The following is a 23,054-nucleotide window of genomic DNA, read 5'->3' as shown; positions in this document are numbered from 1 at the left end:
GGTCGGTCAACTAAAGCTTTGTTGCGGGCACGTGGGGTAGAGCGATAGTTCAGGCGACAGACTATCGGCGGGCGTCACGCTGAACGCCTCGCCGTCCTTCGGGCGTACTCGAGATCGGGACGCTCAAGACGGAGCCGGCCACAATTACCGAGACGTCTGTGTACGTGCCGGTCGTTTGCGTCGTCGTATTGGCCGAGTTGTCCTGACCCTATAGATCATCGCGCCGGTGGTTGTTCTGAATAAACTTGAGACGCGCGCAAACTATTGCGCCATCTTTTGCGCCACGCATCGACCGCGTTCAAGCGCGAGGCGTGCGGCGTAGCCTTCGTGCCCGGGGCTGCAACGTAGTGCAAGGCGGCGTACGCTCAACGGTCCCGGGTTTGCCCGGCCATTTCCCGCATTGCGTTCGCCCACTCATACCTGGAGCCATCATGGAACTACGCAGGATCGGCACTTCCTCGTTGCAGGTCGCCCCGCTCATGTTCGGCGGCAACGTATTCGGCTGGACGGCCGATGAAGCCACCTCTTTCTCGATCCTCGACGCGTTCGTTGAAGCCGGACTCAATTTCATTGACACCGCCGATGTCTACTCGGCCTGGGTGCCCGGCAACCAGGGCGGCGAGTCGGAGACGATCCTCGGCAAGTGGTTCCATCAGAGCGGCAAGCGCGAGCGGATTGTGCTTGCGACCAAGGTGTCGAAGCATCCGCAGCGCAAGGGGCTATCGGCCGCAAATATCCAGGCGGCGGTCGAAGACTCGCTGCGCCGCCTGCAAACCGATTACATCGACGTCTATTTCTCCCACGACGACGACACCGCGACGCCGCTCGCCGAAACGCTCGGTGCGTATCAGAAGCTGATCGAGGCGGGCAAGGTGCGCGTGATCGGCGCGTCTAACTATAGTGGCGCGCGCGTCGAGGAAGCGCTCGCGGTATCGCGCGAGCACGGGCTGCCCGGGTATCAGTTGCTGCAGCCCGAATACAACCTGTACGACCGCGCGCAATACGAGAGCGACAGCGAGCCGGTGGCGCTCGCGAATCATCTCGGCGTGGTCGTCTATTACAGCCTCGCGAGCGGGTTCCTGTCAGGCAAATACCGCAGCGAGGCCGACCTGGCCGGCAAGGCGCGCGGGAGCCGGGTCGAAAAATACCTGAACGGGCGCGGCTTGCGGATTCTCGGCGCGCTCGACCGCGTCGCGCAACGGCACGGCAGCACGCCGGCCGCGATCGCGCTTGCATGGCTGATCGCGCGCCCGAGCGTTACGGCCCCTATTGCGAGCGCAACCTCGGTCCAGCAGTTGAAGAGCCTGGTCGCGGCCGTCCAGCTGTCCCTCGCCGCCGACGATATTCGTGAGCTGGACGAAGCGAGCGCCTGATAAGGCGAACACCTCGGCCGCCAACGCGGGGGCGATCCGCGCCAGGGAATAGCCTGGCGCAATCGGTAAACCCCTGGTAGGATGGAGAGTTTCCTGATATGATCGAGAGTGAATTGAGATCTTTGCCTGTTTCGTCAGTGTTCTTCGTTGATGAAAGGTTGGCGAAACGGCAACAGACGCGGCTTTTGCATTAGGTCTGTCCGCGTTCCGCGGTGAACTCCCCACCTCTCTTTTCCGGCCTCCGTGGCCGCTTTGCCTCTCGCTTCATTCGTGGTTTGGCCGGGGTTGTTTATCAGCCTCGCGTTTGCCTGTTACTGGCCATGAATCGGAGCGACCGGAGGGCCGGCGCGTGAGTGGTGACCTGAGCGGTTACCGCCATGCAATTAAACCCGTATCTAGTGATTGAGTTAGGAATTACATGACGACGATTCTTCTGAAGGAAAACGAGCCGTTCGAAGTGGCAATTCGCCGCTTTCGTCGCGCAATCGAAAAGAATGGCCTGATCGCTGAACTGCGTGAACGCCAGTCGTACGAAAAACCGACCACGGCTCGCAAGCGCAAGAAGGCAGCAGCTGTTAAGCGCCTGCACAAGCGTCTGCGCAGCCAGATGCTGCCGAAAAAGCTGCACTAAACACGCTTTTCAGATACGCCGAACGGCGGTGTGAGCTTCGAAAGAAGCCACATCGCCGTTTTGCTTTTGCGGCGTCGGATTTTGCCCCTGCGTGCAGCCGTTACGCCGCGCTCCTCAGCCGCTCGGCCGACAGCCCGAACTCGCGCGCGATCGAGCCCAGCCGGTCGTGCCACTCCCATGTGCCGAACACGTCGTGCACGTTTTGCAGGCAACTGAGCAAAGCGATGGTCACCGGGTCGTATACGTTGATGCGGGCGCGAAGCAGCGCTTTTTTCAGCGCGGCCAAGCCGACATCCATGTAAGCGGGAGGTTGCCGACCGGGCAGCCGCCGCAATAGCCGCGGTAGGCGCCGCCGCCCCTCGGTAGCAATGCAGCGCGTTTCTGTTCGAACAGATGCGTGACGGACTGATCGTAAATGTCCTGGTGGGTCAGGAAGCTAAGTGTTTTCATGGTTGGTCTCCCGCGTCCGAGGCGGTAGTTATTTGTTGTTGAGCGCGCATCGCGTGAGCGCATGGCGACGAGTATCCGCCGTGCGTCGTCCGACGAAGGGCCGACTACGAGCATGAAAGGGCACCAATTCACGCGTTTGCGCCTCCCGCGGACGCCGTGGCCTCACCTCGCCTTCCGACCACGCCCCTTCTTGCCCAGCGACACGCATCGCTCACGACACATGCAGGTCGTCTCATGATCGTTGACCATGCCGACCGCCTGCATGAATGCGTAGCAGATCGTCGAACCGACAAATTTGCAGCCGTAGCGCTTGAGCGCCTTGCTTAGCGCGTCCGATACTTCCGTCGACGCAGGTGCATGCTTATACGAAGCCCATTCGTTCTGAATCGGCGTGTCGTCGACGAATGACCACACGAAGTTCGCGAGCGAGCCATGTTCGGCCTGAATCTGCTGCACAGCGCGCGCGTTCAGGATGGCCGCCTCGATTTTGCCGCGATGTCGCACGATGCTTTCATCGGCGAAGAGCGCATCCACGCGCTTCGGCGTGAAGGCCGCGACCTTGTCGATGTCGAAGTCGGCGAATGCACGGCGGTAGCCGATGCGCTTGTTGAGGATCGTCGACCATGACAAGCCGGCCTGCGCGCCTTCGAGCACGAGCATCTCGAACAGGTGCTGGTCGTCGCGCGAGGGCACACCCCATTCGGTGTCGTGGTACTGTGCGAGCGCTTCGCTCGATACCCAGTTGCATCGTTGTGTCACTGTCGCGCTCCCCGCGTGGTCATGTCGTTCGCCAGCATAGTGGAAGCGGTGTACGCCGCAAACTGGCCAATCGGCTAATTGCGCGATTCAAACTGACCTGCCACGCTAAGCGTTATTCACCCACGGAACTGATTCGATTCGATGAACCACGACTTCTTTCTGATCGGCGTCGACGGCGGCGGCACCGGCACGCGCGTCGTGCTCGGCGACGCGCAGGGCCGCGAACTGGCGCAAGCGGCAAGCGGCCCATCGGGCCTTGGGCTCGGCATCCCGCGCGCATGGCAGTCCATTCAGGCCGCCTGCGGCGAAGCGTTCGAGCGAGCCGGAGTCGCGCTGGACTGGTCGCGCTGCGTGCTCGGTTGCGGACTGGCGGGCGTCAACAATCGCGACTGGCTCGCCGAGTTTCACCAGCAGGCGCCGCGGCTCGCCGGACTGGCCGTCGAAACCGACGCCTACACGACCCTGCTCGGCGCGCACGACGGCGCGCCCGGCGTGATCGTCGCACTCGGCACCGGCAGCGTCGCGGCTTCGCTCGCGAGCGACGGCGAATTCCGCATGGCCAGCGGCTACGGCTTTCCATCGGGCGACGAAGCGAGCGGCGCGTGGCTCGGCCTCCGGCTGATCGTGCACGCGCAACAGGCGCTGGATGGCCGCGTTGCCGTCGACGATCTCACGCAAGCGCTGCTCGCGCATACCGGCGCGCGGGATCGCGACAGTCTCGTCGTGTGGCTGTGCACGGCCAATCAGACTGCCTACGCGCGGCTCGCGCCGATCGCGATCGAACACCGCGCACATCCGTTCGCGGCGCGGCTGCTCCGCGAGGCCGGCGTCGAAGTCGGCAAGATGATCGCCGCGCTGGACGCGACGGGCGCGCTGCCGGTCGCGTTATGCGGAGGCCTCGGTACGCCGTTGCGCGAGTACGTGCCGCAGGCGTATCAGGCGCGCCTGCGCGAGCCGCGGGCGGATTCGGCGCATGGCGGCTTGCAACTGGCGCGGCGCGAGGCGCAGCGGCTGGCTCGGGGAGACCTGTAAAATACCCGCTTTGACGCTGCCTCGACGGTTCAGCCGCCGGACTCACCATGTATAAAGTCATCGCCACGGATCTCGACGGCACACTGCTCAACGCCGATCACCAGGTAGACCCGTTCACGGTCGCCACGGTGCGCAAGCTCGAAAGCGACGGGCTGCAGTTCGTGATCGCCACCGGGCGGCATTACTGCGACGTCGCGGGCATCCGCGATCTGCTCGGCATCAATCCGTATCTGATCACGTCGAACGGCGCGCGCATTCACGCGCCTGACAACACGGTGATCCACGCCGACGATTTGCCGCCGGCGATCGTCCAGCGTCTCGTGCAGCCCGAAATTGTCGGCGCGCATGGTCGAGTGATCGTCAGTCTGTTTGCAGACGAGGCGTGGCTCATCGACCGCGACGCGCCCCATCTGCTGGAATTTCACCAGGATTCCGGCTTCACGTACGAAGTGACCGACCTGCCGAAGCACGATGGCGTCGACATTGCCAAGGCGCTGTATATCGGCGACCCCGCCGATCTCGCGCGGGTGGCCGCCAATCTGGAACGCGACTTCGGCGAGCGACTGTACGTGACGTATTCATTGCCGGATTGTCTCGAAGTGATGACCGCGAATGTGTCGAAGGGGCGCGCCCTGCAGATCGTGCTCGAGCGTCTCGGTGTCGACGCGTCGCACTGCGTCGCGTTCGGCGACAACATGAACGATATCGATCTGCTCGAGACGGCCGGCCATCCATTCATGATGAACAACGCCAATCCCGATCTGATCACCCGTCTGCCGCATGTGCCGCGCATCGGCAACAATTTCGAGGCGGGCGTTGCGCATCATCTGCGCAAACTGTTTGCGCTCAACGACGAACTGGCATCTTGAACCGTAGTCACTGCGATTGAAAGCGGCCCGCATCCACTCGCGTGGATGCGGGCCGCAACAGTTGCTCGCGAAGCGCGCAGCGTGCGCTCCGCTAGCGCTCGTCAATCCCGCCAGCCGCGGTGCTCGCCTCGATTGTCATGACCCCAGCGATGGTTGTCGTGACCCCAGCCGCGATCATCGCGGTGATAGTCGCGGTAGTAGTCGCCGCGCGGGTAGCGATGATCCCAGCCGCCGTAGTACACCGGCTCCGGCGCCGCGTAGACGCGCGCGGGCGCTGCATAAACCGGGGCGCCGAGCGATAGGCCGACGCTCAGATCCGTATGCGCTTGCGCGACACCGCATGCGCCCGCCGCGAGTCCGGCAGCAACCAGCAAGTGAGTGACGATGCGTTTCATGTTGGTCTCTCCTGTGAGGCGACGTAGGTTTGTCGCACAGGACCAATGTACGCACTCGAGGTGGGCTGGACTGCGACCAGATGTTACGGACTGCAAGCATCGTCGAAGTCATCGAAGCTAGAAAAAACGCTCGCGCGGACGTTGCGCGCAAATACCTTACTTCGCTTGCAGCCGCGCCGCACGGGGCTTCGCGGCGGATCAATTCAAGCCGGCAGGCGGCTGGTCGCGCACGCTCGCCGCTTGCCGCGCCAGCGCACGTAAACACGGCTTACATCTGTATTGCTCAATTAATCCGCCGCAGGCGCCGAAGCGGCCGAAGTTGCGGAAGAGGCCGCCCCTGCCGAAGATGTCGACACTCCCGGCAAGGCCGCGCAAGGGCAATCGGTTGCCCGCCCGTCGAGCCCTTCGCGATCGTGTTTGAAGCTCGCGCGCGGCGTGCCGTTCTGCCAGTCGAGTCGGACGATGTAAATGCTGTCGAAGTCGTCGCTTTGCCATTTCGGCACGTCGGCCGCGCGACCGCCATGCGCGCTCAACATCTGCCGCAACAGCTTCTCGATCAGCTTGTGCTCCCAGGCAACGACGATCAGCTTGCCGCGATTGGCCGGGTCGACGAGCGCGTTGCCGAGCTGGTCGATCTGCGCAAAACCGTACGGTGTTTGGACCGGCATCTGTAATTGAATCGCGGTCGGTTCGATCGTCGCGAGCGGGCGCACGTAATAGTACGGATGACCGCCGTCGTCTTTTTGCTGGGCGGGGTCGGGCGCGTAGATCGCATCGGGTTTGCCGAATTTGGCGGCGATCACGGCCGGCAACGCGAGCGCGCGGTTGAGCCCCTGGCAGTCTAGCTGGCCGTACCCCTGCGCGGGTTTCTCGCCGTGTCGAACGAATACGAGGGTTTCGATATTGCCGCCCGCCGCGGCAACGACGGGGGCCGCGGTCGCAACGACGGTCGCCGTGTTCGTCGCCGCGGACGCGGCCGGCAACGCCATCGTGCTCGCGCACACGCCGCCGAGCGACAGTGCGACGCCATGCAGGAATCCGCGGAAACGGTTCATCGAAAGCACCTGTGCGAGGCTGGGAAGTCGCCCGATTCTAGCAGCGGTGCCCACCGGCACGCGGCCGGCGCGGCATTCATATCGCATTGGCGAGCGCAATGAATAATGGGCGCCGAGGCGCCCATTCATGCCGGCTACGCGACGATCGCGAGACCGGGGCGTCGAACTGGCCGTCAGTCGAGCGCCAGCTTGCGCGCATCGCTGCTGCGATCCTCAGCGATCAGCGGATAGACGACACCCGCGATCACCGCACCGATGATCGGCGCAACCCAGAACAGCCACAGCTGATCGATCGCCACGCCGCCGACGAATAGCGCCGGGCCCGTCGAGCGCGCCGGATTGACCGACGTGTTGGTGACAGGAATCGAGACCAGATGGATCAGCGTCAGGCACAGGCCGATCGCGATGGGCGCGAAGCCGGCCGGCGCGCGGCGGTCGGTCGCGCCGAGAATCACGAACAGGAAGAAGCCAGTCATTACCACTTCGCAAATGAAGGCAGCGGCGAGCGAGTAGTGACCCGGCGATTGCTCGCCGTAACCGTTCGTCGCGAAGCCGCTCGCGACCAGGTCGAAGCCAGGCTTGCCCGACGCGATCAGCGACAGCACGAATGCGCCGAGCACCGCGCCGACCACCTGCGCGACGACATAGGGCAGAAGATCGCGCACCGGAAATCGGCCGGCGACGGCCAGTCCGACGCTCACCGCCGGATTCAGGTGGCAGCCCGAAATGTGGCCGATCGCAAAAGCCATCGTCAGCACGGTCAGGCCGAAGGCCAGCGACACGCCGACGAAGCCGATGCCCAATCCGTGAACCGGCCCGGCGAAGTTGGCGGCGAGGACCGCGCTGCCGCAGCCTCCGAGCACGAGCCAGAAGGTGCCGAGCAATTCGGCAACGAGGCGCTTTGACAACTGCATGTTTGGTGATCCTAAAAAGAATGGGTACTTCAGAAGCACGCATCGAAAAGGGCGAGTACGTACCTTGAGCGCGCAATTCTAGGCAGACAGCGCCAAATCGAGTGTCAAAGATTGTCAATCCGCACAGAATTTATAAACTATTACGAGATAAAGCGCAGGTTTTACAATTCACACTCTTTAATAATTATCAGAGGAAAATTCGCTAAACCGGTATTAGTCGCCATTGCGAATTTTTATAATTGCAGCTAGTCTGCGGTCGAATGAGTTCTAGAAAAGGGGAGAACCGAATGTCTCAATATGCAGACCTCAAGGCGCAGATTGCCAAATTGCAGGCACAGGCAGAAGAAGCGCGACGCACGGAAATCGACAATGTCGTCGCCGACATCCGCCAAAAGATCGCCGAATACGGTCTGACCGCGCAGGATCTCGGTTTCGCGGTCGCCGCCAAGCGCGGCCGCCCGCCCAAGAAGACGCCGCTGCCGGCGAAATATCAGGACCCGAAGTCGGGCAATACATGGAGCGGGCGCGGCAAGCCGCCCAAATGGATCGTCGGCAAGAATCGCGAGCGATTTCTGATTGGCTCGGCGTGACGCCCGCCCGACCTGATGTGAGACGGGGTGAAGGCGGTCTGAAGGTTTCTTTGCTGTTTGGCTTATTCGCCGCGCGCAAATCCACCGTGGAAGCGCAACCATCCCTGTATTAAAAAAGCCGCCCATACAGGGCGGCTTTTTCGCGTCCGGCAGCCAAAAGACTTCGTTTTTCGCTCGCGCAAACGATTCCGATGCCGGACTCGCCGCTATTGCGGCGTTATAAGCGAAGGTTCACAGCGCCGCTTCAATGCGGGCCGAAAACGGCCAGCCGCAAAAGCGCCGGCCGTTTTCAGGCGCGCCTAGCCGACCGCGACCTGGCGCAATACCGGGCGCCGCGACGTTTCAATCAAGGCGGAATAGCCGTCGATATAGTTCTGCGCCATCGTTTTCGAACTGAAGCGGCGTTCGAACTGGGCGCGGATTTCGATGCGCGACAGCTCGTCGAGACGCTGCAGAGCCGCTACCGCGCCTTGCACGTCCTCGACGATATAGCCGGTCACGCCGTGGTCGATCACCTCAGGCACGGAGCCGCGGTTGAACGCGATAACCGGCGTGCCGCAGGCCATCGACTCGATCATCACGAGGCCGAACGGCTCGGACCAGTCGATCGGGAACAGCAGCGCCTTCGCGCCCGACAGAAACTCGGGTTTCTGCGCCTCGTTGATCTCGCCGACGAACTCGACATGCGCCATCGACAGCAGCGGCTCGATCTCGCGCTTGAAGTACTCCATGTCGACCTTGTCCACCTTGGCGGCGATCTTCAGCGGCAGACCGCTTTGCGCGGCGATCCTGATAGCTGTATCGACGCGTTTTTCCGGGCAGATGCGGCCGAGGAACGCGAGATATTCGGGCTTCTTGTGCGGCTGCGGCGTCAGCAACTGGTCCGGCAGACCGTGATAGATCGTGTTGAGCCAGTTGGCCTGCTGCAGCGGCAGACGCTGCGAATCCGAAATCGACACGACCGGCACATGCGAGAACGCGTCGAACACCGGCTGTAATTCCGGCAGGTCGAGACGACCGTGCAGCGTGGTCACGAACGGCGTGTCCATCGTCGTGAACAGGGGGAACGGCAGGTAGTCGAGATGGAAGTGCAGCACGTCGAACTCGTGCGCGATCTTGCGGACCTTTTCCATCATCAGCACGTGCGGCGCCAATGCATCGCGAATCGTCGGATCGAGGCGCAGCGCGCGCGGCCAGCACGCCTCGAGATTGGCGGACGTGACCGAGTCGCCGCTCGCGAACAGCGTGACGTCATGGCCGAGCTCGACCAGCGCTTCGGTCAGATACGACACGACACGTTCGGTGCCGCCATAGAGTTTCGGTGGGACAGCTTCGTAGAGCGGCGCGACTTGTGCGATTCGCATGCGTTTTCTCCTGTGTCGATCAAAGTTAGCGCTGTGGCGCCGACCCGGATCCCATGCGGATTTTTGATACTTACCGGGGCTTCGCACCACGGCTGAATGGCGCGTGGTACGTCTGCCTAACCGGACGGTTGGGCGCGGTTTGCCCCGCCCGAGGGGCTCCGAAATAGCTATCGGGTAATCCCTTAGCCTTCATTATCGGGATCGACCGCGGTAATTCGAGTTATTTTTCAAACGCTTAATGTTGTTACAGCGCGAAACATCGACCGTTACAGCTGCCGCGCAAGGTCGAGCCGCCAACAGGGCCCCATCATCGGGAAGCGTAATTCCACCGACTCAATCAAGCTCGACAGGCGAAATGCACCGTAGCAAGCGGCGGACCCGAGGGTCGGATGAGCCGGGAAAGATCTCTAACTGAGCCAGATTGCAGCCGGCTGAAAACGTCTTATAATTCTTTTCCACCGATTTACGGTGCGGCGATGAAGTTCTGAAAACTCACCATCCGGTACACGCCGCAGCCGTATAAATTCCCAGCACGCATCGTCAGTCCCGCCCCGCGCATTAATTCGGCCCAATTCGTGCCTCGCCGCAACCCGGGTTGTAGGAATAATTCCTACACAAATGACGGATTAATCCGTCATCCAGCTGGGGTGTCTCTCCGATTTTCGGCTGTGCCCCCTTTCGAGACAATGCTTGCAAGACCAGAGACGAGCGGATGCGCGCGGATTCAGCGCGCGCGTTCGAGCAAACGTTTCCGCAAAAATCGGCCTGACCAGCCGGGCATACGAACGGGGGAAATCATGAGCACGACTAGCCATATGCTCAGTGAGATCAGGGAAGTCAATCTTTCCTATCTGCTGCTCGCCCAGCGTCTGCTGCGCGAAGACAAGCCGATGGGCATGTTCCGCATGGGTATTTCGGACCAGCTGGCCGACGTGCTCGCCAATCTGTCGTTGGCGCAGACCGTCAAGCTCGCGGCGTCCAACCAGATGCTGTGCCGCTTCCGCTTCGACGATCACGCGGTGCTGTCCGCCCTTGCGGACAAGGACAAGTCCAGCGCGATGGCGCAGGCTCATTCGGCGATCCTGATGGCGAGCCAGCCGGTCGAGCAGATCGGCTGATGGCCAGTAAGAGCGTCTTACTCGAAGTCCGGGAAATCACCCTCGCGATCGAGCTGATCGAACTGGGCGCGCGTCTGCAATTGCTGGAGGCGGAAACCAGCCTGTCGCGCGACCGGCTCGTCAAGCTGTACAAGGAATTGAAAGGGGTGTCGCCGCCCAAGGGCATGCTGCCGTTTTCGACCGACTGGTTCATGACCTGGCAGCCGAACTTTCATTCGTCGCTGTTCTACAACATCTACCGTTTCATGGCCGGTCACGGCGGCTGCCGCGCGATCGAATCGATCGTGAAGAGCTACCGGCTGTATCTCGAGCACGTGCAGTTGCACGACGACGAGCCGGTGCTCAGTCTCACGCGCGCCTGGACGCTGGTGCGCTTCTTCGACTCGGGCATGCTGCAGATGAGCGCCTGCCGCCGCTGCGGCGGCCACTTCGTCGCGCACGCGCACGATCCGCAGCACGGGTTCGTGTGCGGGCTGTGTCAGCCGCCGTCGCGCGCGGGCAAGACGAAGAAGGCGGCGCAAACGCGGGCCGAGCGGCAAATCGCCGTCGCCGGAGTCCCGGCCGAGGTGCCGCAAGTGACCGACGCGCGAGCTCACGAGGCCCGCTGCCCCGCCCCCACGCTCGATACCCTCGTCACCGCCGAAGTCTGAGCAGCACGCGTTGAGGCAGCGCAAGCCTCTGGTTTACACCGGACTCGAGCGCCGTCTTTTTCCCCAAAGTTTTCCGCCCCGGTGCCGTAAACCTGACTAACGACGGTAACCGTCGCTTTTTTGTGAGGGCTCGGCAGTGCTGATTTTCGTGGGAACACTCGTGACGCTGTTGTCCGTTTTCGGCGGTTACGCGCTCGAAGGCGGCCATCTCGGCGCGCTGCTGCAACCCGTCGAGGTGCTGATGATCGTCGGCGCCGGAGTCGGCGCATTCATTCTCGGTAACGGGATGAAGACGATCCGGGCGACCCTGCGCGTCATTCCGACCCTGTTCAAGGGCGCGAAGTACAACAAGGACGTCTACATGGAGCTGATGGGGCTCCTGTACGTGCTGCTCGCGAAAGCGCGCAAGGAAGGCACGCTGACGCTCGAAGCCGACATCGACGATCCGTCGAAGAGCCCGATCTTCACGCAGTACCCGAAGATCCTCGCCGACAAGCACATCATCGAGTTCCTGACCGACTACCTGCGGCTGATGGTCGGCGGCAACATGAATGCATTCGAGATCGAAAGCCTGATGGACGAGGAGATCGAGACGCACCACCAGGAAGGCGAGGCGCCCGCGCACGCGCTGACCAAGGTCGGCGACGCGATGCCGGCGTTCGGTATCGTCGCCGCGGTGATGGGCGTCGTGCACACGATGGCCTCGGCCGACAAGCCGCCCGCCGTGCTCGGTGAAATGATCGCGCAGGCGCTCGTCGGCACGTTCCTCGGCATTCTCCTTTCGTACGGGCTGATCGGGCCGCTCGCCAGCGTCGCCGAGCAGCGCGTGACCGAGTCGACCAAGATGTTCCAGTGCATCAAGGTGACGATCCTCGCGAGCCTGAACGGCTACGCGCCGGCGATCGCGGTCGAGTTCGGCCGCAAGGTGCTGTTCTCGACCGAGCGCCCGTCGTTCGCCGAGCTCGAAGAGCACGTGCGCCGCGTCAAGGCGAAATAAGCAGGCGACGGGAACCGAACCGATGAGCAGCAAGGACAAAGACCGCGCAATCGTCGTCAAGCGCAGCGCGCCGAAAAAGTCCGGTCATCACGGCGGCGCGTGGAAGCTCGCGTACGCGGACTTCATGACCGCGATGATGGCGTTCTTCCTGCTGATGTGGCTGCTGAGTTCGGCCTCCACCGTGCAGCTGAAAGGTATCGCCGACTACTTCAACCAGCCGTTGAAGATCACGCTGTGGGGCGGCGATCGCAGCGCCGAAGACTCGAGCATCCTGAAGGGCGGCGGTCGCGACATCTCGACCGACGCGCAGGGCGTGACCCGCTCGACCGACGGCAGCAGCAGCCGCGCCGAGCGCACCGCGTCGCACAACGACGACGACTCCGTGAAGCAGCTGACGGGCGCGCTCGAACGCCAGGAACAGGTGCGCCTGCACGACCTGCAGGTCAAGCTGATGGCCGCGATCGAGGCGAACCCGGTGCTGCGCCAGTTCAAGCAGCAGATCCGCATCGACTCGACGCTGACCGGCCTGCGCATCGAGATCGTCGACTCGCAGAAGCGGCCGATGTTCGCGACCGCACGCGACGTCGTCGAGCCGTACATGCGCGACATCCTGCGCGAGATCGGCCACACGCTGAACGACGTGCCGAACCGCATCATCGTGCAGGGCCATACCGACGCCGTGCCGTACGCGGGCGGTGAGAAGGGCTATAGCAACTGGGAGCTGTCGGCCGACCGCGCCAACGCGTCGCGGCGCGAGCTGGTCGCGGGCGGCATGGACGAAGCGAAGGTAATGCGCGTGCTCGGTCTCGCGTCGACGCAGAACCTGAACAAGGCGGACCCGCTCGATCCGGAAAACCGTCGCATCAGCATCATCGTGTTGAACAGGAAGTCCGAGGAGGCGCTCGATCACGACGACTCCACGACGACGACCCTGTCGGACGACGCAGCCGGCTCGAAGCCGCTGCTGCAAAGACTTGCGCAGCCGGTGACGGCTGCACCGAAGTTGCCGGCGGCGGCGCCACCGGCCCAGTAACAGACCGCGGCCGCCGGGCCGCGGCCCGCGCCCGACCGGCGCGCACCGCCCGGCGGCCCAGTGTTAAGCGCAGCGAGGTTTTCATGATCAGGCACATCCTGGCAATCGACGATTCGGCATCGATGCGGCAGATCCTCGCCGCGACGCTGACGGGCGCCGGCTATGAAGTCACGCTCGCGGCGGACGGCAACGAAGGGCTCGAAAACGCGCTCGCGATGGCGTTCGATCTCGTGTTGACCGACCAGCACATGCCCGGCAAGACCGGTCTCGATCTGATCACCGCGCTGCGCGGAAATCCGGCCTATCAGGCGACGCCCATCCTCGTCCTCACGACGGAATCGGGCGAACCCTTCAAAGAGGCGGCGCGCGCGGCGGGCGCGACCGGCTGGATCGAAAAGCCGCTCGACCCGGACATGCTGACCGAGCTGGTGGCGGCGCTGGCCGAACCGGACCCGGCTTGATCCGCGTCATCAACACCTTTAGACACAGTACAGATAGCTCTCGACGCGCCTCTACGGCGACTCAAGCCAGACAGGCACTCTCGCGGTGAACCAGGCATGACACTCGACATCACACAGTTCTATCAGACGTTCTTCGACGAAGCGGACGAACTGCTCGCGCAGATGGAGCAATTGCTGCTCAATCTCGACGTGGCCCACCCGGACCCCGAAGACCTCGCGGCGATCTTTCGCGCCGCGCATTCGATCAAGGGCGGCGCGGCAACGTTCGGTTTCACCGCGCTCACCGAGACCACGCACATTCTCGAGTCGCTGCTCGATCGCGCGCGCAACAACGAGCTGGTGCTGCGCAAGGACATGATCGACACGTTCCTCGAAACCAAGGACGTGCTGTCCGGCCAGCTCGCCGACTATCGCGCGAGCGCCGAGCCCGATGCGGCGGTGGCGCGCGCGATCTGCGCGAAGCTGGAGCAGCTGCACGCGGAAAGCCGCATGGGCGGCGCGCCGGCAGCGGCGGCGAGCGCCGAAACCGCGCCGGCCGTGAGCGCCCCCGCGCCCGCAGCAACGCAGGCGGCGGCAACCCAAACAACAACACAAGCAACCGCGGTACAGCAGCAAGGCGGCACCCCGCCCGAGCACGTCGTCGAACAGGCGGTGCAGGCGGCGGGCGAATGGATCGACGGCGAACCGGCACAGACCGGACAAGCCGCGGGCACGGCCGACAGCGCCGGCCCACATCTGAAAATTACGCTACGGGGCGTGGGAGAGAAAGACCAGGAACTGCTCACCGAAGAGCTGGGCAACCTGGGCAACATCGTCGGGCAGGTCAAGAGCGGCAGCGATCTGACGCTGTGGCTCTCGAGCGACGTATCTTCCGACGACATCATCGCCGTGTGCTGCTTCGTGATCGACGAAAGTCAGATCACGATCGGCCGTGGCACCGCGCCGGCGGACGACGCGCAGCAGGGCGAACCTGGAACGCCCGACGCTGCCGCTCCGACACCGGCGCAATCCGCGCAGGTCGCGCCCGCCGCTCCCGCGGCGCAAGCGCAGGCGCAGCCGGTCCTTCACACGGAGCCCGCAGCATCGTCGACCCCGGCGGCCCTCACCGCTGCGCCCGCAAGCGCACCCGGTCAGGCGGACAGCATCGAGCCGCCGCCTGCGGCACCCGCGGCGGCTCAGGCGGCGGCCAAACCGGCTTCGGCCGCGTCCGCCGATCAGGACCGCAAGGCGGCCCGTCCGGCCGCCGCGGCGGCCGGCGCCGAAGGCAGCTCGATTCGCGTCGGCGTCGAGAAGGTCGATCAGCTGATCAATCTGGTCGGCGAGCTGGTGATCACGCAGGCGATGCTCGCGGAGACCACCAGCACGTTCGATCCGGCGCTGCACGACCGGCTCTTCAACGGCATGGCGCAACTCGAGCGCAACGCGCGCGATCTGCAGGAAGCGGTGATGTCGATCCGCATGATGCCGATGGATTACGTGTTCAGCCGCTTCCCGCGTCTGGTGCGCGATCTCGCGGCGAAACTCGGCAAGGAGGTCGAACTCGTCACCTTCGGTCAGGCGACCGAACTCGACAAGAGCCTTATCGAACGGATCATCGACCCGTTGACGCACCTCGTGCGCAACAGTCTCGACCACGGCATCGAGACCGTCGAGGCGCGGCGCGCGGCGGGCAAGGATTCGACCGGTCAGCTGGTGCTGTCGGCGGCGCACCACGGCGGCAACATCGTCATCGAGGTCAGCGACGACGGCGCGGGCCTGCGCCGCGACAAGATTCTCGCGAAGGCGGCCAAGCAGGGCATGCAGGTCAGCGAAGCGATGAGCGACGAGGAAGTCTGGAACCTGATCTTCCTGCCGGGCTTCTCGACCGCCGAGCAGGTCACCGACGTGTCCGGCCGCGGCGTCGGCATGGACGTGGTGAAGCGCAACATCCAGTCGATGGGCGGTCACGTCGAGATCACGTCGCACGCGGGCAAGGGCAGCACCACGCGGATCGTGCTGCCGCTCACGCTCGCGATCCTCGACGGCATGTCGGTGAAGGTCGGCAACGAGATCTTCATCCTGCCGCTGAACTTCGTGATGGAGTCGCTGCAACCGCGAGCCGAAGACATTTACACGGTCGCCAACGGCGAGCGCGTGGTGCGCGTGCGCGGCGAATACCTGCCGCTCGTCGCGCTGCACGAGGTGTTCAACGTGTCGGATGCGAAGCAGGAGCCGACCCAGGGCATCGTCACGATCATGCAGACCGAGGGACGGCGCTTCGCGATGCTGATCGATGAACTCGTCGGCCAGCAGCAGGTGGTCGTGAAGAATCTGGAAACGAACTACCGCAAGGTGCACGGCATTTCCGCGGCGACCATTCTGGGCGACGGCAGCGTCGCGCTGATCGTGGACGTCGCGGCGCTGAACCGCGAATCGCGTCATGCGCATGGGCATGGGCATGCGCAGGCGATGAGCCTCGCCTAACGCACGCAGCAAACGCGGCACTGACAGACATCGCAACACAACTTCAACTCAATTCATCCCAACCGTTTGGGGGCTAACGTGGCAGAAGTCCAATCCATCAATTCGAGCGTCGCAAACGCGAGCGGTACGAATGGCCGCCGCGACGCGCAGGCGGACGCCGGCGGTCAGGAATTCCTCGTCTTCACGCTCGGCGCGGAAGAGTACGGCATCGACATCCTGAAGGTGCAGGAAATCCGCGGCTACGACAACGTGACGCGCATCGCCAATGCGCCCGAGTTCATCAAGGGCGTGATCAACCTGCGCGGCATCATCGTGCCGATCGTCGACATGCGGATCAAGTTCCATCTCGGCCGCGTCGAGTACGACCATCAGACCGTCGTGATCATCCTGAACGTCGCGCATCGCGTGGTCGGCATGGTCGTGGACGGCGTGTCGGACGTGCTGACGCTCGCGGTCGATCAGATCATGCCGGCACCGGAATTCGGCGCGACGCTGACGACCGAATACCTGACCGGTCTCGGCACGGTCGACGGCCGCATGCTGATCCTGATGGACATCGAGAAGCTGATGACCAGCTCCGAGATGTCGCTGACCGAAACGCTCGGCGTCTGAGCGCAGGCAGTAACGGAACCCGGCACAAGGAGCATCAAAATGCTGAGCAGGTGGTCGATCCGCACGTCGCTGACGATGGTGGGGATTCTTCTGGCGGCGCTGACCGTAGTAGTCGGCGCGCTCGGGCTGACCGCGCTGAATGGCGCGAGCGACTCGCTCGATCGCATCGCACGCGGCGAACTGGTCGCGATTCATGCGCTCGACGATGCGTCGGCGTATCTGTTGCGTTCGCGCATCGCGATCGAGCGCTTCAACACGCTGACGGCCGCCGGTAACGCGGACGAGGCGAAGAAGGCGCTCGATCGCGCGCAGGAGCTGCTCGGCAAGAGCAAGCAGAGCTGGCAGGCGTATCTCGACGCGCCGAAGCACCGCGTCGAGCAGGCCTTGCTCGACGATGTGCTCGCGAAGCGTACGACGGTGATGCACGACGGCGTCGACGTCGAATTCGCCGCGTTGAACGCGAACGATCTCGACGCGTATCACGCGGTCGCGGACACGAAGATCAGCCCGATGTTCATCGCCTACGACGCGGCCGCCGCCGCGGTGATCCAGGCGTTGCGGCAGAGCGTGGCCGATCAGGAAACGAGCGCGCAGTCGAGCGCGTCGCTGATGATCATGCTGATTTGCGTGACCACGGCGTTCGCGCTGCTGGTGGTGGTCGGCATCCGTTTCGCGCTGCGCGGGCTCATCGTGCAGCCGCTGAACGACGCGACCGCCTGTTTCGAGCGGATCGCTGGGGGCGACCTGTCCACCCCCGTCGAGGTGTTCAGCAACAATGAAATCGGCCGCCTGTTCGCGGGCATCAAGCGGATGCAGGAAAGCCTCGCGACGATGGTGCGCGCGGTCCGCAGCGGCACCGAATCGATCGACACCGGCGCGCGCGAAATCGCGATGGGCAACACCGATCTGTCGCAGCGCACCGAGCAGCAAGCGGCGTCGCTGCAGGAAACCGCATCGAGCATGGATCAGCTGACCGGCACCGTGCGGCAGAACACCGAGAACGCGCGCCAGGCGAGCCAGCTCGCCGTCAACGCGTCGGACATCGCGACGCGCGGCGGCGACGTGGTGAGCCAGGTCGTCACGACGATGCAGCAAATCGCGACCAGTTCGAACAAGGTCGTCGACATCATCGGCGTGATCGAGGGCATCGCGTTCCAGACCAACATCCTCGCGCTGAACGCGGCGGTCGAAGCCGCACGCGCCGGCGAACAGGGCCGCGGTTTCGCGGTCGTCGCGGGCGAAGTGCGCAGCCTCGCGCAGCGCAGCGCGAGCGCCGCGAAGGAGATCAAGGAGCTGATCGGCGATTCGGCCGACAAGGTCAGGAGCGGCTCCGAGCTGGTCGGCCGCGCGGGCACGACGATGGACGAAATCGTGCAGGCGGTGCGTCGCGTGACCGACATCATGGGCGAGATCAGCGCGGCGTCGGAGGAGCAGTCGGGCGGCATCGAGCAGGTCAACCGCGCGGTCGTGCAGATGGATTCGGTCACGCAGCAGAACGCGGCGCTGGTCGAACAGGCGGCGGCCGCGGCGGCGTCGCTCGAAGATCAGACGCGGCAGTTGCAGGCGGTGCTGGGCGGCTGGAAGGTAACCGGCACACCGGCGCGTCAGAGCGCCCCGGCGACGCGTGCGCAGACGCCCGCGCGGCCCGCCAGGGCTGCACCGCAAGCGGCGAGCGCGGCGACTCCGGTGAACCCGGTGGGCGCGAGCAAGGAATCGAAGGCAATCGCGGCGAGCGCGGCGACCCCGACGCAGCACGACGCGGCCGCACGCGTCGAACCGGCATTGAAGCCCCGGCCGGCCGCAGCCGCGGCTCGCGTCGCGATCGACACGCCCACGCGCGCCGCTCCGCCGGGCACGGCGAAGGCGAGCTCGGACGCGGACTGGGAAACATTTTAGGCAACGGCAGAGTGACATGTGGTCAACCGGCATCGCGCCCGCGGATGGGCGAAGCATCGAAGCCACGCACAGCACGCGTGTCGCGAGCCGGCCATATGTCGCTGGAACTCGCGGGAGGGCGCGACCCCGCGACGACAATTCCTACCTCCCAGGCAGTCCGGCTGGGCGGCGAGCGTGACGGCTCATATCGCAGACAGGAATTTTCATGATGGCAACGCGCGCAACACAACGCCCCGCGCGGGCAGCACCTGACCGCAGAGAGCCGGCCAGGTCCGTCGAGACGGGCCGCGATTTCGAATTTACGGCGGCCGATTTCGCCCGCATCCGCGAGCTGATTCATCGCGGGGCGGGCATCTCGCTGTCGGACCACAAGCGCGACATGGCGTATAGCCGCCTCGCGCGCCGCTTGCGGGCGCGCGGCATCGATACGTTCCGGCAGTATCTCGATCTGCTCGAAGCGGAAAACGATCCGGCCGAGTGGGAAGCGTTCACCAATGCCCTGACCACCAACCTCACGGCGTTTTTCCGCGAAGCCCATCACTTTCCGATCCTCGCCGAGTTCGTGCCGCGCCGTGCGCAACCGGTGTCCGTGTGGTGCTCGGCGGCATCGACGGGCGAGGAGCCGTACTCGATCGCGATGACGCTGCTCGAAGCGCTCGGCGACAGCGGCGCGCGCCAGGCGTCGGTGCTCGCGACCGACATCGACACCCAGGTGCTCGCGAAGGCCGAGGCCGGCGTCTACCAGTTCGACCAGGTCAAGCACCTGTCGCCCGAGCGGTTGAAGCGCTTCTTCCTGAAGGGCACGGGCGCGCATGCGGGGATGGTCAAGGTGCGTCCCGAAGTGCGCGCGCTCGTGCGCTTCGAGCAACTGAACCTGACCAATCGCGATTACCAGTTGCGCACGCAGTTCGACGCGATCTTCTGCCGCAACGTGATGATCTATTTCGACAAGCCGACGCAGGCGCAGGTGCTGTCGCGCTTCGAGCCGCTGATGAAACCGGGCGGCCTGTTGTTCGCCGGCCATTCGGAAAACTTCACGTACGTGACGCAAGCGTTCCGGCTGCGCGGCCAGACCGTCTACGAACTGACGCGCGACGCGGGCGGCACTCGCGCGCCGTCGCGCGCCAACGCGCATGACGCGCATCAATCGAGCGGGGTGGCCGCATGAGCAGCACGCTGCCGATCGCTTCGAACCTGTACTACGACAACCACTTCCAGCGCCCCGGCGTGAAGCTGTTGCCCAACGAGTTCTATACGACGAGCGAAGACATGGTGCTCGTGACCGTGCTCGGCTCGTGCGTCGCGGCCTGCATCCAGGACCGCACCGCGGGCATCGGCGGCATGAATCACTTCATGCTGCCCGACGACGGCGCCGACGTCGCGCAGGCCGCGTCGGACTCGATGCGCTACGGCGCGTACGCGATGGAAGTGCTGATCAACGAACTGATCAAGGCGGGCGGGCGGCGCGAGCGCTTCGAGGCCAAGGTGTTCGGCGGCGGCGCGGTGCTCGCGGGCATGACGACGATGAACATCGGCGATCGCAACTCCGAGTTCGTGCGCCGCTATCTGGCCACCGAAAAGATCCGCATCGTCGCCGAGGACCTGCAGGGCTCGCACCCGCGCAAGGTCGCGTTCATGCCGCGCACCGGTCAGGTGATGGTGAAGAAATTGCGCTTGCAACAGGAAGCGGGCGTCGCCGAGCGCGAACAGGCGCTCGTGCGGCAAAGCGCCGAAGCGCGCGCCGAGCGGCTCGCCGCCGCGCGCAAGCGGGTCGAGCTGTTCGCGAAGCCGGCCGCCGCCGCCGCGCGGCCGAGAATCGAATTGTTCGGCGCGAGCCCGCGCCCGACTCATTCCAACAACGCCAGAACCACAGAGGAGGCGTGAGCGCTGTGCAAAAGATCAAGGTATTGTGCGTCGACGATTCGGCGCTGATCCGCAGCCTGATGACCGAAATCATCAATAGCCAGCCGGACATGACGGTGGTCGCGACGGCACCCGATCCGCTCGTCGCGCGCGAGCTCATCAAGCAGCACAACCCGGACGTGTTGACGCTCGACGTCGAAATGCCGCGCATGGACGGCCTCGACTTTCTCGAGAAGCTGATGCGTCTGCGGCCGATGCCGGTCGTGATGGTGTCGTCGCTGACCGAGCGCGGCAACGAAATCACGCTGCGCGCGCTCGAACTCGGCGCGGTCGATTTCGTGACCAAGCCGAAGGTCGGCATTCGCGACGGCATGCTCGACTACGCGGAAAAGCTCGCCGACAAGGTTCGCGCGGCAGCCCGCGCGCGCGTGCGCCAGGCAGCGCCGGCGCAGCATGCGGCCACCCAGGCCGCGCAGGCGCCGGCCGGCGCCGCGCCGCTCTTCAACAACCCGCTGCTGAGTACCGAGAAGCTGGTTATCGTCGGCGCCTCGACGGGCGGCACCGAAGCGATCCGCGAAGTGCTGGTGCCGCTGCCGCCCGACGCGCCCGCGGTGCTGATCGCGCAGCACATGCCGCCGGGCTTTACGAAATCTTTCGCGCAACGCCTCAATGGTTTGTGCCGGATTACCGTTAAAGAAGCAGAGCACGGCGAGCGTGTGCTGCCGGGGCACGCGTACATCGCGCCCGGCCATGCGCATCTGTTGCTCGCGAGGAGCGGTGCGAACTATATTGCGCATCTGTCCGACGACCCGCCGGTGAACCGGCATCGTCCGTCGGTCGATGTGCTGTTCCGTTCGGCCGCGCAGCATGCGGGCAAGAACGCCGTTGGCGTGATCCTGACCGGCATGGGGCGCGACGGCGCGGCCGGGCTGCTGGAGATGAAAAAGGCCGGTGCCTACACGCTGGCGCAGGACGAGGCGAGTTGCATCGTGTTCGGCATGCCGCGCGAGGCGATCGCGCTCGGCGCGGCCGACGAAATCGCCGCGCTGCCGGACATGAGCCGGCGCGTGATGGCGCGTTTGTCGTCGATGGGTGACCGCGTTCAGCGGGTATGATGCGTGCCGGATGGAATGACGCGGCCGAGCGCCGCAACATGGATCAAGCAAAGGGAAAGAAATGGACAAGGGAATGAAGATTCTGGTGGTTGACGATTTTCCGACGATGCGCCGGATCGTCCGCAACCTGCTGAAGGAACTGGGCTACTCGAACGTCGACGAGGCGGAAGACGGCGCGGCCGGTCTCGCGCGTCTGCGCAGCGGCAGCTACGAGTTCGTGATCTCCGACTGGAACATGCCGAACCTCGACGGTCTCGCGATGCTGAAGGAAATCCGCGCCGACGCGAGCCTCGCGCACCTGCCGGTGTTGATGGTGACGGCCGAGTCGAAGAAGGAAAACATCATCGCGGCGGCGCAGGCCGGCGCGAGCGGTTACGTCGTCAAGCCGTTCACGGCCGCGACGCTCGACGAGAAGCTCAACAAGATCCTCGAGAAAATGGCGAAAGCCGGGAGCTGACGTGACGCCGCCGACCCAAACGCCTGGCGCCGAAGCGGGCAACGACAGCGGCGACTTCGCGTCGGACCGCATCCTTGCCCGCATCGGACAACTGACGCGCACGCTGCGCGATTCGATGCGCGAACTCGGGCTCGACAAGCACGTCGAGCGCGCGGCCGAAGCCGTGCCCGATGCGCGCGATCGTCTGAAGTACATCGCCGACATGACCGAGCAGGCCGCCGAGCGCGTGCTGTCGGCGATCGACATCGCGAAGCCGATCCAGGAGCAGCTGCAGAAAGACGCGGGCACGCTCGACGCGCGCTGGGAGCAGTGGTACGCGGCGCCGATCGAGCGCGAGGAAGTGCGCGCGCTGATGAACGACACGCGCACCTTCCTGCGCGGCGTGCCCGACGCGACCGGCGCGACCAACTCGCAGCTGATGGAGATCATGCTCGCGCAGGACTTCCAGGATCTGACCGGCCAGGTGATCAAGAAGATCACCGACGTCGTCTATCTGATCGAGCAGCAGCTGCTCGGCGTGCTGGTCGAGAACATCGCGCTCGAGCGGCGCGAGCAGTTCGCGGCGAACGCCGCGGCTCTCAAGGCGGAGGTGTCGTCGACGGGCAGCCCGGAGCATCTGCTCAACGGTCCGCAGATCAATCCGGAAGGCAAGACGGATGTGGTGCAGGATCAATCGCAGGTCGACGATCTGCTCGCGAGCCTCGGTTTCTGAGCAAGTGACTCGGCCCGGCAAGCGCGCCGGACTGGTGGTTTCTCCGCGATTTGCGCCAAACACGCGTTCAATGAGTACCGGCTACCCATCTTCCGTACGTTTTCCTGCTAGTAATAGTCGGTCAGTCGCGCGCGTGGGCGCGCCTTGCGCCGGCTGAAAGAATCCGCAGGCATACTACGAGGTCAAAGCGGTACGGCACCCGGCCCGCGCAACGCCGGGCAGTCGCCCGGCGAGGTCATCCCTCA

General features: G+C 64.4%; 23 protein-coding genes and 1 pseudogene. 18 read left to right on the top strand and 6 right to left on the bottom strand.

Features of this window, described 5'->3' with window-relative positions:
• Positions 1 to 431 precede the first annotated feature (431 nt).
• On the top strand, positions 432 to 1,373 hold the full coding sequence (locus OKW26_RS33435) for an aldo/keto reductase (RefSeq protein WP_187613888.1): 942 nt from the start codon (positions 432 to 434) through the stop codon (positions 1,371 to 1,373).
• 418 nt (positions 1,374 to 1,791) lie between these two features.
• A complete protein-coding gene (gene rpsU / locus OKW26_RS33430) occupies positions 1,792 to 2,004 on the top strand; it encodes a 30S ribosomal protein S21 (RefSeq protein WP_006050883.1) in 213 nt (70 codons plus the stop codon).
• A gap of 100 nt (positions 2,005 to 2,104) precedes the next feature.
• Here the strand turns inward: rpsU and OKW26_RS33425 are convergent.
• Positions 2,105 to 2,454: pseudogene (locus OKW26_RS33425) on the bottom strand (hypothetical protein).
• A 162-nt stretch (positions 2,455 to 2,616) separates the two neighbouring features.
• Complete coding sequence (locus OKW26_RS33420; RefSeq protein ID WP_429356317.1) at positions 2,617 to 3,213, bottom strand: DNA-3-methyladenine glycosylase I; 597 nt, start codon at positions 3,211 to 3,213, stop codon at positions 2,617 to 2,619.
• A 141-nt stretch (positions 3,214 to 3,354) separates the two neighbouring features.
• On the opposite strand from OKW26_RS33420, the gene OKW26_RS33415 reads away from it, so the two are divergent.
• Together OKW26_RS33415 and OKW26_RS33410 are read left to right on the top strand one after the other, a co-directional pair.
• Complete coding sequence (locus OKW26_RS33415; protein WP_429356316.1) at positions 3,355 to 4,245, top strand: BadF/BadG/BcrA/BcrD ATPase family protein; 891 nt, start codon at positions 3,355 to 3,357, stop codon at positions 4,243 to 4,245.
• A gap of 47 nt (positions 4,246 to 4,292) precedes the next feature.
• Complete coding sequence (locus OKW26_RS33410; protein ID WP_429356315.1) at positions 4,293 to 5,114, top strand: Cof-type HAD-IIB family hydrolase; 822 nt, start codon at positions 4,293 to 4,295, stop codon at positions 5,112 to 5,114.
• A 101-nt stretch (positions 5,115 to 5,215) separates the two neighbouring features.
• On the opposite strand, the gene OKW26_RS33405 is transcribed toward OKW26_RS33410, so the two are convergent.
• From OKW26_RS33405 to aqpZ, 3 genes are all read right to left on the bottom strand, one after another.
• Entirely contained in the window at positions 5,216 to 5,509 is a 294-nt protein-coding gene (locus tag OKW26_RS33405; protein ID WP_090802466.1) for a PXPV repeat protein, read from the bottom strand.
• Between the two features lie 287 nt (positions 5,510 to 5,796).
• The gene (locus OKW26_RS33400; RefSeq protein ID WP_429356314.1) at positions 5,797 to 6,564 is read right to left on the bottom strand and encodes a histidine phosphatase family protein; all 768 of its coding nucleotides are present in this window, start codon (positions 6,562 to 6,564) and stop codon (positions 5,797 to 5,799) included.
• Positions 6,565 to 6,737: 173 nt separating this feature from the next.
• On the bottom strand, positions 6,738 to 7,478 hold the full coding sequence (gene aqpZ / locus OKW26_RS33395; protein ID WP_184065992.1) for an aquaporin Z: 741 nt from the start codon (positions 7,476 to 7,478) through the stop codon (positions 6,738 to 6,740).
• A gap of 287 nt (positions 7,479 to 7,765) precedes the next feature.
• On the opposite strand from aqpZ, the gene OKW26_RS33390 reads away from it, so the two are divergent.
• Positions 7,766 to 8,068, top strand: coding sequence for an H-NS family nucleoid-associated regulatory protein (locus OKW26_RS33390; protein ID WP_013090908.1), 303 nt, complete (start codon positions 7,766 to 7,768; stop codon positions 8,066 to 8,068).
• 299 nt (positions 8,069 to 8,367) lie between these two features.
• Here OKW26_RS33390 and OKW26_RS33385 read toward each other — a convergent pair whose 3' ends face one another.
• Positions 8,368 to 9,432: a glycosyltransferase family 4 protein gene (locus tag OKW26_RS33385; protein WP_090802471.1), complete on the bottom strand. Its 1,065-nt coding sequence runs from the start codon at positions 9,430 to 9,432 to the stop codon at positions 8,368 to 8,370.
• 797 nt (positions 9,433 to 10,229) lie between these two features.
• Between OKW26_RS33385 and flhD the strand changes: the two genes are divergently transcribed.
• The 13 genes from flhD to cheZ all read left to right on the top strand — a co-directional run bounded on the left by flhD (position 10,230) and on the right by cheZ (position 22,809).
• The gene (gene flhD / locus OKW26_RS33380) at positions 10,230 to 10,550 is read left to right on the top strand and encodes a flagellar transcriptional regulator FlhD (RefSeq protein ID WP_090802472.1); all 321 of its coding nucleotides are present in this window, start codon (positions 10,230 to 10,232) and stop codon (positions 10,548 to 10,550) included.
• Entirely contained in the window at positions 10,550 to 11,200 is a 651-nt protein-coding gene (flhC, locus tag OKW26_RS33375; protein WP_184065986.1) for a flagellar transcriptional regulator FlhC, read from the top strand. Before flhD ends, flhC begins: the two co-directional genes overlap by 1 nt.
• A gap of 136 nt (positions 11,201 to 11,336) precedes the next feature.
• On the top strand, positions 11,337 to 12,197 hold the full coding sequence (gene motA, locus OKW26_RS33370) for a flagellar motor stator protein MotA (protein WP_090802475.1): 861 nt from the start codon (positions 11,337 to 11,339) through the stop codon (positions 12,195 to 12,197).
• 22 nt (positions 12,198 to 12,219) lie between these two features.
• Complete coding sequence (gene motB / locus OKW26_RS33365; RefSeq protein ID WP_090802477.1) at positions 12,220 to 13,230, top strand: flagellar motor protein MotB; 1,011 nt, start codon at positions 12,220 to 12,222, stop codon at positions 13,228 to 13,230.
• An 83-nt stretch (positions 13,231 to 13,313) separates the two neighbouring features.
• A complete protein-coding gene (locus OKW26_RS33360) occupies positions 13,314 to 13,691 on the top strand; it encodes a response regulator (protein ID WP_018418789.1) in 378 nt (125 codons plus the stop codon).
• Positions 13,692 to 13,787: 96 nt separating this feature from the next.
• Positions 13,788 to 16,154 (top strand): chemotaxis protein CheA, encoded by a 2,367-nt coding sequence (cheA, locus tag OKW26_RS33355; RefSeq protein ID WP_429356313.1) that lies wholly within the window; start codon positions 13,788 to 13,790, stop codon positions 16,152 to 16,154.
• A gap of 78 nt (positions 16,155 to 16,232) precedes the next feature.
• Positions 16,233 to 16,766: a chemotaxis protein CheW gene (locus OKW26_RS33350; RefSeq protein WP_090802480.1), complete on the top strand. Its 534-nt coding sequence runs from the start codon at positions 16,233 to 16,235 to the stop codon at positions 16,764 to 16,766.
• A 39-nt stretch (positions 16,767 to 16,805) separates the two neighbouring features.
• Positions 16,806 to 18,662, top strand: a complete 1,857-nt coding sequence (locus OKW26_RS33345) for a methyl-accepting chemotaxis protein (RefSeq protein ID WP_429356312.1) — start codon at positions 16,806 to 16,808, stop codon at positions 18,660 to 18,662.
• A 205-nt stretch (positions 18,663 to 18,867) separates the two neighbouring features.
• Positions 18,868 to 19,830, top strand: a complete 963-nt coding sequence (locus OKW26_RS33340) for a CheR family methyltransferase (RefSeq protein ID WP_429356311.1) — start codon at positions 18,868 to 18,870, stop codon at positions 19,828 to 19,830.
• Positions 19,827 to 20,546, top strand: a complete 720-nt coding sequence (gene cheD, locus OKW26_RS33335; protein ID WP_018418784.1) for a chemoreceptor glutamine deamidase CheD — start codon at positions 19,827 to 19,829, stop codon at positions 20,544 to 20,546. The genes OKW26_RS33340 and cheD overlap by 4 nt, the downstream gene beginning before the upstream one ends.
• 5 nt (positions 20,547 to 20,551) lie before the next feature.
• Positions 20,552 to 21,640, top strand: coding sequence for a protein-glutamate methylesterase/protein-glutamine glutaminase (locus tag OKW26_RS33330; RefSeq protein WP_187613900.1), 1,089 nt, complete (start codon positions 20,552 to 20,554; stop codon positions 21,638 to 21,640).
• Positions 21,641 to 21,701: 61 nt separating this feature from the next.
• Positions 21,702 to 22,097, top strand: a complete 396-nt coding sequence (gene cheY, locus OKW26_RS33325; RefSeq protein WP_018418782.1) for a chemotaxis response regulator CheY — start codon at positions 21,702 to 21,704, stop codon at positions 22,095 to 22,097.
• A 1-nt stretch (position 22,098) separates the two neighbouring features.
• Positions 22,099 to 22,809: a protein phosphatase CheZ gene (gene cheZ, locus OKW26_RS33320; RefSeq protein WP_184051785.1), complete on the top strand. Its 711-nt coding sequence runs from the start codon at positions 22,099 to 22,101 to the stop codon at positions 22,807 to 22,809.
• Positions 22,810 to 23,054 lie beyond the last annotated feature (245 nt).

This window comes from Paraburkholderia sp. 32 (assembly GCF_050435345.1).
Lineage (GTDB): Bacteria > Pseudomonadota > Gammaproteobacteria > Burkholderiales > Burkholderiaceae > Paraburkholderia > Paraburkholderia tuberum.
Note: the sequence above shows the minus strand (reverse complement) of the source record. Positions and strands in the feature narration are given on the sequence as shown.

Coding starts and splice junctions, on each gene's coding strand:
- OKW26_RS33435 (WP_187613888.1), top strand. CDS start 432: ATGGAACTACGCAGGATCGGCACTTCCTCGTTGCAGGTCGCCCCGCTC.
- rpsU (WP_006050883.1), top strand. CDS start 1,792: ATGACGACGATTCTTCTGAAGGAAAACGAGCCGTTCGAAGTGGCAATT.
- OKW26_RS33415 (WP_429356316.1), top strand. CDS start 3,355: ATGAACCACGACTTCTTTCTGATCGGCGTCGACGGCGGCGGCACCGGC.
- OKW26_RS33410 (WP_429356315.1), top strand. CDS start 4,293: ATGTATAAAGTCATCGCCACGGATCTCGACGGCACACTGCTCAACGCC.
- OKW26_RS33405 (WP_090802466.1), bottom strand. CDS start 5,509: ATGAAACGCATCGTCACTCACTTGCTGGTTGCTGCCGGACTCGCGGCG.
- OKW26_RS33400 (WP_429356314.1), bottom strand. CDS start 6,564: ATGAACCGTTTCCGCGGATTCCTGCATGGCGTCGCACTGTCGCTCGGC.
- aqpZ (WP_184065992.1), bottom strand. CDS start 7,478: ATGCAGTTGTCAAAGCGCCTCGTTGCCGAATTGCTCGGCACCTTCTGG.
- OKW26_RS33390 (WP_013090908.1), top strand. CDS start 7,766: ATGTCTCAATATGCAGACCTCAAGGCGCAGATTGCCAAATTGCAGGCA.
- OKW26_RS33385 (WP_090802471.1), bottom strand. CDS start 9,432: ATGCGAATCGCACAAGTCGCGCCGCTCTACGAAGCTGTCCCACCGAAA.
- flhD (WP_090802472.1), top strand. CDS start 10,230: ATGAGCACGACTAGCCATATGCTCAGTGAGATCAGGGAAGTCAATCTT.
- flhC (WP_184065986.1), top strand. CDS start 10,550: ATGGCCAGTAAGAGCGTCTTACTCGAAGTCCGGGAAATCACCCTCGCG.
- motB (WP_090802477.1), top strand. CDS start 12,220: ATGAGCAGCAAGGACAAAGACCGCGCAATCGTCGTCAAGCGCAGCGCG.
- OKW26_RS33360 (WP_018418789.1), top strand. CDS start 13,314: ATGATCAGGCACATCCTGGCAATCGACGATTCGGCATCGATGCGGCAG.
- cheA (WP_429356313.1), top strand. CDS start 13,788: ATGACACTCGACATCACACAGTTCTATCAGACGTTCTTCGACGAAGCG.
- OKW26_RS33345 (WP_429356312.1), top strand. CDS start 16,806: ATGCTGAGCAGGTGGTCGATCCGCACGTCGCTGACGATGGTGGGGATT.
- OKW26_RS33340 (WP_429356311.1), top strand. CDS start 18,868: ATGATGGCAACGCGCGCAACACAACGCCCCGCGCGGGCAGCACCTGAC.
- cheD (WP_018418784.1), top strand. CDS start 19,827: ATGAGCAGCACGCTGCCGATCGCTTCGAACCTGTACTACGACAACCAC.
- cheY (WP_018418782.1), top strand. CDS start 21,702: ATGGACAAGGGAATGAAGATTCTGGTGGTTGACGATTTTCCGACGATG.